This window comes from Lysinibacillus boronitolerans JCM 21713 = 10a = NBRC 103108, from assembly GCF_000772935.1.
Classification (GTDB): domain Bacteria; phylum Bacillota; class Bacilli; order Bacillales_A; family Planococcaceae; genus Lysinibacillus; species Lysinibacillus boronitolerans.
Window position 1 is genome coordinate 20,633 of sequence record NZ_JPVR01000050.1, and the last position, 7,600, is coordinate 28,232.

The following is a 7,600-nucleotide window of genomic DNA, read 5'->3' on the forward strand; positions in this document are numbered from 1 at the left end:
TTAAACTGTCTGTACGCACAACAATGTCATTAACAGATAAAATGACTGGCACTCTTCAAAAAATGATGAAAGCAATGAATAGTACCATTAGGGCAATGGAACAAATGCACACAGCATCTAATAGAGCTAGTGATATGCGCAGTTTGCAGAGAGCTCGGCGAGACATAGAAAGTGCAAGTGCTTCTTTTGAGCGTTTAAGATCAAGTGCTAGGTTGGCAGGTAGCGAGGGGCAAACTTCAGGAAATAGATTAAGAGATAGTCTAAATGGAGTCCGAGATAGTGCGAATTCGGCCACCAGTAGCGTACGTATGTTGTTAACTAATCTATTGGGTTTTACAACTGCGTACCTATCTATTCAAGGCATTACTAACGGGTTTAGTAAATTTACACAAGCATCTGATAATTATTCAAATACTAATGCCCGTTTAGCTAATATTAACGACGGATTGCAGACCCAGAAGGAGTTGCAAGACAAGATTTATAGGGCATCTCAACGAAGTTTAAGTTCATATAACGATACAGCGTCAAGTGTTGCTAAGTTAAATCTATTAGCTAAAGATGCTTTTGCAAGCAATGATGAAGCTTTACGTTTTACAGAGCTTATGAATAAATCATTTAGCGTATCAGGAGCGGGGACACAAGAGAAACAAGCAGGTATGTACCAATTGACACAAGCGATGGCTTCAGGGCGACTACAGGGCGATGAATTTCGTTCAATAATGGAAAATGCTCCGCTCCTAGGCCAAGCGATTGCTGATGCTACAGGTGTTGGAATGGAAGGCTTGAAGGATATGTCGTCAGATGGTGAAATTACTGCTGATATTATTAAAAAATCTTTATTTGCAGCAGCTACGGAAATTGAAGACAAATTCAATAAAATGCCACTGACATTTGCTGATGCTATGACAGTCTTGAATAACTGGGCACAGCGAGCTTTCGAGCCGTTATTCGTACGTTTTAGACAATTTGTAAATTCCAATGCTTTCGGAACTTTAGCAGGGCATGCAATGGTGTTTATTAATCTTTTTGTATCAGGGCTATCATTTGTATTCTCGATTCTTGAGGCATTGTATAACATGATTGGGGCTATAGGCCAGTTTATGTATGATAATGCTAGTTTGGTGGTACCTATTTTAGTTATTTTAGGAACGATTATAGGATCAATAGTAGCAATACTAGCAACTAAATATGCAATATTAGGTTTAATTAGAGTAGCCACTCTTGCTTGGGCAGCGGCACAATGGGTTGTAAATGCTGCATTTCTTTCAAATCCAATAACGTGGGTACTTATTGCCATCATTACAGTAATTGCCTTAGTAGTAATGGCCATGGTTATGTGGGGTGAAGAGACTGCCACGGTAGTTGGGTTTGTAGCAGGCATTTTCGCAGCATTAGGAGCCTATATCCTTAATCAATTTATAAATATAGCAAATTTCTTAACAATTTTTGCCGAATTCTTTATTAATTTATTTATTGATCCCGTTTATGCAGTAAAAAAATTATTTTATGATTTGGTTATGATGGTAGTCGAAAATATGTCAGCTATGACAGGGAGTTTTGATAGTGCTGCAACAGCGTTAGGAAATGCCTTTGTTGCAGGCGTTAACATTGCTATCAAGGCTGTAAATGGATTAATCACCTTAGTTAATAAAATACCTGGTGTTAATTTCGGTAAAATAGGTGAGTTACAGACTGGTAAATCAAATGTTATTACAAAGCATTGGCAGAACTTTGCTGCAAATATTAAAGCTCCAACCAGTGATAAAAACGTAGTTAGTTTGTCTAAGACCAAGCTCTTTAGTATCCCAGATACTTTTAATAAAGCAAACGAATGGGCATATGACGGTATGATGAGCGCTGCTGATAAAGTGAGTGGCTTAGTTGATAAGGCAAAAAGTTTAGCTGGATTAGGTAAAAATGATAAAAATAAAGAAAATCCTTTTCTTGATAAAGCAAGCTTAATGGACGACGTTGTAAAAACCGCTCCTTCTGAATCTGGATTAGGTGCAGCAGGAGATCCAGACAAAGGAAAATTAAAAGGTGGTAAGCTTGATAAGGTCAAAAAGATTGAGGACAAAATAAACCTTGCAGACGAATATCTTGAGATATTTAAAGATATAGCAGAGGGTAAGGCGATTAATAACATTGTATCTTTAACACCAAACTTACAGGTCCATAATAAGTTTGAGGATACCACAGGTAGCAAAATGGAGAAGATGCTTAATAAATTTGGTGATTTGTCTAGGGTAGGCGGCAATACAACGGAAATTAATGATCTCGTATCCCAAACATTAACCTCTCCGTCAAGAGATGACGTTGCAGTGTCAAAAGACATCCGTGAAAATGTTTCCGCTTCACCAATTACCAACAATAACAAAACCATAGTACAGCATATTAAAAGTGATCCTAAAATTGAATTTTCAGGTGATATTCATAAGGATGTGGACTTGCAGGAACTAATCAAACAAATTGTTAAGTGGTTAAAAGATGAGCAAGATCGTTCAGTTGAGGGGGTATATACATGATAGGCATCTATCTTAGTGCTAAAAATGATACCGAGGGCTTTCGTATACCTGTAAATCCGCCTGAACTCCCTTTTAAAAATACCGCCGATGGTGAAGAATTTTCCATCGCTAAAAAGGGAACTGTTAATGTACCTAAACCAATGAAACTAACAGAGTTTGCATTCTCATCATTTTTCCCTGCTGATGATACACACTATGCAGAAACTCAATTCAAAGAGCCTCAGATATATATAGACCAGATAAACAAGTGGATGGCCGCAGAAACGGTTATCCGCTTTATTTATGTTGGTGGTTCCTTTTCCGTTAATGAATTGGTGACAATTGAAAGCTTTGAACCAAAGGATCAATTTGGCACAGAAGATGTAGATTACACGATTTCTTTTAAAAAACATGTGCCGTTTGGTTTTAAAAAGATGGAAGTAGTAAAAAAGAATGCTGCTAAAAAGGGAGCGGCCACTAAACAGGCAGTAACAGTGGCTAAAAAGGAAGCTCCGCGAGATAATCCTAAACCTGTTCCACAGACTTATAGTTTAGTAAAAGGGGATTCGCTTTGGAAGATTGCTCAAAAGTATACAGGGAATGGAGCAAACTACAAGGCGCTACAATCGTTGAATGGAATAAAGGACAGTGAGTTAAGGAAATTACCTATAGGTCTAAAAGTAAAAATACCGCCTGAGTGGACAGCTAAGAAATGAGGTGACAGGTATAGAAGTATTAATCGACAATCGTGATGGAAAGATATATGAAATCCCTGTCACGTCAATTAGTTGGAAAACAGAAAAAACAGGAAAAGCTTCTGAACTGAATGTTAATCTGTTAAATCCGAAGCCACTCGAAAATAAAATTATATCTGGTGCGATTGTAAGGGTGACTGATGAGAAGCACAAAATTTTCTATGGTTATTCATTTAAAGCTGGATTGGGGAAAAGCAGCGAATTTAAGATTACTGCCTATGATCAACTGAGGTATTTAATGTTCAATGACACGTTTGTCATGAAATCAATGCAGTCCGAGGCGGCTATAGCTCAAATATGCAGTCAAGCAAAATTAAAATTAAGTGTATCTACGAAGACAGGCTTTAAAGCACCAGCAATGATAGAGGAAGATAAAAAGGCCTTAGATGTCATTATGAAATATATTGATTCGGCTATTGTAGCAACCAATCAAAGTTTTGTTTTCATGGACGATTTTGGCTCGCTTGGGCTTCATAATATTAAAGATTTAGTTATTCCACCTACTGATTTTTATATAGGTGAAGAAAGTCTTTTGCATGATTATGATTATTCCATCTCTATAGATGATAGTTACAATCGCATTAAACTCGTTTTAGATGATAAAAAGGCATCAAAGAGACGGGTATTTATAGCGCAGGATAGTAACAATATCGCTAAATGGGGGCAATTACAGTATTACGAAAAAGTAGATGAAAATATGACGAAAGCGCAAGTTGAGAGCTTACTAGATGCATTACTAGCTGTACACAATAAAGAAAAAAAGAAACTGTCTTTGAAATGTTTAGGTGACTGGCGTGTACGAGCAGGCAAAATGGTGTTTATCTTCATCGAAAAGCTAGGGTTAAAGCAATTGTTTTTGGTGGATGCTTGTACCCATGATTGGACACCTAAAGTTCATACAATGTCATTAGAATTGAAGGTGATATGATGAGTTTACTAGATTTAATCAAAACAACAGCCATGGCTGCCTTCCAAGCATCCAATCCAGTCAATATCGTTGTAGGCGAAGTAATTGAATCGAAGCCCCTGAAAATAGAAGTCCATTCCAAGCTCATCTTAACGGATGAGTTTTTGCTTGTTGCAGAGCATTTGACAAGGCATGAACGTATAGTTTCGCTTGCTTATGAAGATGCACAAAATTTTTCTAGTGGTCGTATGGGAGATTCATTGAAACAAGCAAGTTCTTCACGAAAAAATATAGGGGAATCGGCACCTAATCCTTATGAAAAATACGAGATGAAATACGCAAAATTTATTTATGAAGATGGACTTAAAATTGGTGATAAAGTTGTGCTCCATAGAGTGCAGGGCGGTCAAAAATATTTTGTATCAGACAGATATAAGGAAGGTGATAGTGTATGGTAGTCCCAACAGAGGCAATAACAATAACCCCAGAAATTGAGGTAATCGAAGCCGTTGAATTACCCACTCGAACATACCACTTGGATTTCAAAAAAGGGTGTTGTACAGGATTTATTGATGGTCAGAAAGCAATGGAACAAGCAATTTTCAAAGCTTTAAATACCATCCGCTTTGAACATCTTATCTACACAAATAACTATGGTTTTCAGAATATGGTTGGTTATGATGAATTGTATGTAAGAGGAGACTTAGCTAGGCGTATACATGATGCAGTCCTACAAGATGAGCGTATTACATCATTAGAAAATTTCAGCCTTGAATTTACTTCAAAGGAAGATGTATTAGTGACTTTTACTGCTCGTACTATTTATGGTGATGTAAGTCTCTTGAAGGAGGCGATAAGAATTGCTTGATTACTTAGAAGCTCAATCTTTTGATAGTATCTTAACAGCATTGCTTGAACGGGTTCCAGATGACGTTGATAAGCGAGAGGGTAGTGTCATATACGATGCACTTGCTCCATCAGCGTTGAAACTTGCTGAGACTTATTGGGATATGGCTATGCTCTATCGTCGCACTTTTGCTGCTACGGCAGACGGTGATGATCTTGAAAAGCGTGTAAATGAGCATGGAGTTGAGCGAAAAAAAGCAGGTAAGGCTATTCGTCGTGCTTTGTTTACAGATGGTGATGGACAACCACTTGATGTGTCAATAAGTAGCCAATATCGTTTAGATGAAATTGTATATACGATAATTGAAAGGATAGAAGCGGGTGAATTTAAAGCCGAAGCTCAGACAGCTGGATCCGTTGGAAATAAAGATTATGGTGAAATGCTCCCTTTAGAGGCAAACAATCAGTTAGGGAAAGCGATTTTAGCAGATGTCCTTGTGCCTGGTGAAGATGACGAAACAGACGAATCCCTTTATCAAAAGTTTTTAGACCATATTCGTGAGAAAGCTTTTGGAGGGAATCGTGCTGATTATAAGAAAAAGTTAAGGGCCATTCAAGGTGTAGGTGGTGTTCGTTTAAGGCGTGCGCCATTTGGAGGGGGAACAGTAAAGGCTATTATTATTGATTCTGATTTTAATGTACCGACACCAGAGTTTGTATCCTATGTTCAAGAGATTATAGATCCAATCGAGTTTAAAGGTGAGGGCTACGGCACGGCACCTATTGGCCATGAAGTCACCGTGGAAGGTGTAGGAAAAAATGATATTGTTGTTGAAAGTGAACTAATTCTTAATGGAGTAACAATTGGGCAAATCGAGGCACAAATAAACGAAACTTTAGAAGAGTATTTTGCAGAACTACGTGCAATTTGGTATAAGGATTTAGACATTAATGTGCGGATTACCCATATTGAAGCGAGACTTTTGGAAATCGAAGGAGTAGAGGATATTACTTCAACCACGTTAAATGGGCTTGATAAGAACATCAATATGATTGAAGATATCCCTGTTCTCTCACAAGTAATACTGAGGGAAGTGAGTACATGACCAATCTCTTTTTAGAGGAATTACCACCTTACTATAAAAATATTAGAGAGTTTCGTGAGATGTCCAACACAGTTACAGCAAGTTGGGACCAACTTGACGAAGCTCTTTTTGGTATGGAAAATGATCAGTTTATTTTAACATCAAGCGAAACTGCTGTTGCGATGAGAGAAAAAGATTTCGGGATTCGTGCTGACTTGAAAAGTGAAACATTGAAATTTCGCAAGCTGAGATTACTTGCTCGTATGCAAGATAAAGCGCCCTATGTACTTGAACACTTAATTAAGGTTCTTACTAATTTATTGGGTGAAAATAAACATCAAATTTTACTAGACATTGATCATTTCGAAATGGAAGTATCCATTGATGTAGAGCAAACAATTTACTATAAAGAGGTAATAAATATAATTGAGCGTATTGTGCCTTTGAATATAGACTTAATGGCGACAATACTTGCTATTAAGGATTCTTTAGTGTTGATCGCTGGAACATATGCTTGGAATTTTAACAATAATCGTATATGTGGACGATTTAAAACAGGTTCAAAATCAGCAATCATAGGCAAAGAAAATGTAAGTGTACGAGATGGATCGTATGCTTTTTTACTTCGCGCACGGACTTGTGGGCGATTTAGAGCAGGAGGTGGATTAGTGTGAGCGAAATACAGCCTTTATTAATACAACTTACAGAAGCAATTTTAAGTAATTTGGTAGTTGGAGCAAAGGTAACAATTGATGGGGTGGTTTATGATAAACCTATTTCACATACTAGTGATCGTTATGGATTGAGAAAATATGTGAAATTAACAACCGAAAAAGGTCTTATTACTCGAGTAGTTTTAGTAGATTCGATGGACCGAGAGCTGTACGTAAAAAATATGAATTACCAAAAAGGCGCGCAGGGTTATACCATTGCATTCCCACTCACACTTGAAGCAAAGGAAGTGAAAGAAAATGGCTGAATTTATGACAGGAGAAATTCCTTTGAATTTTAAAACAAATCCATATAAACGAGTGGAATGGGAGGATGATTTAACTGACCCCAACACTGGTGAAGTGCTAGAAGAGGGCACGATTTTTTGGGCGGAATATGGAAATAATCTTGAGTGGGGTCTTTATAATGCATACCGTTTTTTGATAGAACAAGCTCGTCAAATGCAACGTATACAAGTTCAACTTGAGTTGGATGGCCGTGTTCCAGAGAACAGCGGGACATTTAGTGATACATTGGATGGCAGCTCAAATAAAATCAGCTTAGATAAAGCCTTAACAGACATTGTAGAGCCTGTGGCAGTTGGTACAACTACTTTAAAAGTGGCGAGTGTTGATGGTTTTACACCATTTACACAAGTCACTATTTTTGATGATACAAATACTGAAGATGTGTTAATTACAGCGATCGATGCAAGTGCTAAGACTATCACTGTACAAGCTCTAGCATTTTCGTACAAAAAGGGCGCTAAAGTGGCTCGTAGTAACGTTTCAA

At 37.6% G+C, this 7,600-nt stretch carries 9 protein-coding genes; all 9 read left to right on the top strand.

The features are described 5' to 3' along the window. Positions 1–23: 23 nt before the first annotated feature. Positions 24–2,525, top strand: a complete 2,502-nt coding sequence (locus CD31_RS01170) for a tape measure protein (RefSeq protein ID WP_036075124.1) — start codon at positions 24–26, stop codon at positions 2,523–2,525. Continuing rightward, positions 2,522–3,220: a LysM peptidoglycan-binding domain-containing protein gene (locus tag CD31_RS01175; protein ID WP_036075127.1), complete on the top strand. Its 699-nt coding sequence runs from the start codon at positions 2,522–2,524 to the stop codon at positions 3,218–3,220. Before CD31_RS01170 ends, CD31_RS01175 begins: the two co-directional genes overlap by 4 nt. A 1-nt stretch (position 3,221) precedes the next feature. Further along, positions 3,222–4,187, top strand: a complete 966-nt coding sequence (locus CD31_RS01180; RefSeq protein WP_036075129.1) for an XkdQ/YqbQ family protein — start codon at positions 3,222–3,224, stop codon at positions 4,185–4,187. Next, positions 4,187–4,624: a DUF2577 domain-containing protein gene (locus CD31_RS01185; protein WP_244905115.1), complete on the top strand. Its 438-nt coding sequence runs from the start codon at positions 4,187–4,189 to the stop codon at positions 4,622–4,624. Before CD31_RS01180 ends, CD31_RS01185 begins: the two co-directional genes overlap by 1 nt. Then, positions 4,618–5,034: a DUF2634 domain-containing protein gene (locus CD31_RS01190; RefSeq protein WP_036075134.1), complete on the top strand. Its 417-nt coding sequence runs from the start codon at positions 4,618–4,620 to the stop codon at positions 5,032–5,034. The genes CD31_RS01185 and CD31_RS01190 overlap by 7 nt, the downstream gene beginning before the upstream one ends. After that, positions 5,027–6,118: a baseplate J/gp47 family protein gene (locus tag CD31_RS01195; protein ID WP_036075135.1), complete on the top strand. Its 1,092-nt coding sequence runs from the start codon at positions 5,027–5,029 to the stop codon at positions 6,116–6,118. The genes CD31_RS01190 and CD31_RS01195 overlap by 8 nt, the downstream gene beginning before the upstream one ends. Beyond that, positions 6,115–6,771, top strand: coding sequence for a putative phage tail protein (locus tag CD31_RS01200; RefSeq protein WP_052125289.1), 657 nt, complete (start codon positions 6,115–6,117; stop codon positions 6,769–6,771). Before CD31_RS01195 ends, CD31_RS01200 begins: the two co-directional genes overlap by 4 nt. After that, positions 6,768–7,076, top strand: a complete 309-nt coding sequence (locus CD31_RS01205; RefSeq protein WP_036075138.1) for a hypothetical protein — start codon at positions 6,768–6,770, stop codon at positions 7,074–7,076. Before CD31_RS01200 ends, CD31_RS01205 begins: the two co-directional genes overlap by 4 nt. After that, positions 7,069–7,600, top strand: a 532-nt coding sequence (locus CD31_RS01210) for a hypothetical protein (RefSeq protein WP_036075140.1), incomplete at its 3' end; no start/stop codon positions are given. The genes CD31_RS01205 and CD31_RS01210, both read left to right, overlap by 8 nt.

What these genes read in the sequence shown, in the direction of transcription:
- CD31_RS01190 (WP_036075134.1), top strand. Translation starts at nt 4,618, where the DNA reads ATGGTAGTCCCAACAGAGGCAATAACAATAACCCCAGAAATTGAGGTA.
- CD31_RS01200 (WP_052125289.1), top strand. Translation starts at nt 6,115, where the DNA reads ATGACCAATCTCTTTTTAGAGGAATTACCACCTTACTATAAAAATATT.
- CD31_RS01170 (WP_036075124.1), top strand. Translation starts at nt 24, where the DNA reads ATGTCATTAACAGATAAAATGACTGGCACTCTTCAAAAAATGATGAAA.
- CD31_RS01175 (WP_036075127.1), top strand. Translation starts at nt 2,522, where the DNA reads ATGATAGGCATCTATCTTAGTGCTAAAAATGATACCGAGGGCTTTCGT.
- CD31_RS01185 (WP_244905115.1), top strand. Translation starts at nt 4,187, where the DNA reads ATGAGTTTACTAGATTTAATCAAAACAACAGCCATGGCTGCCTTCCAA.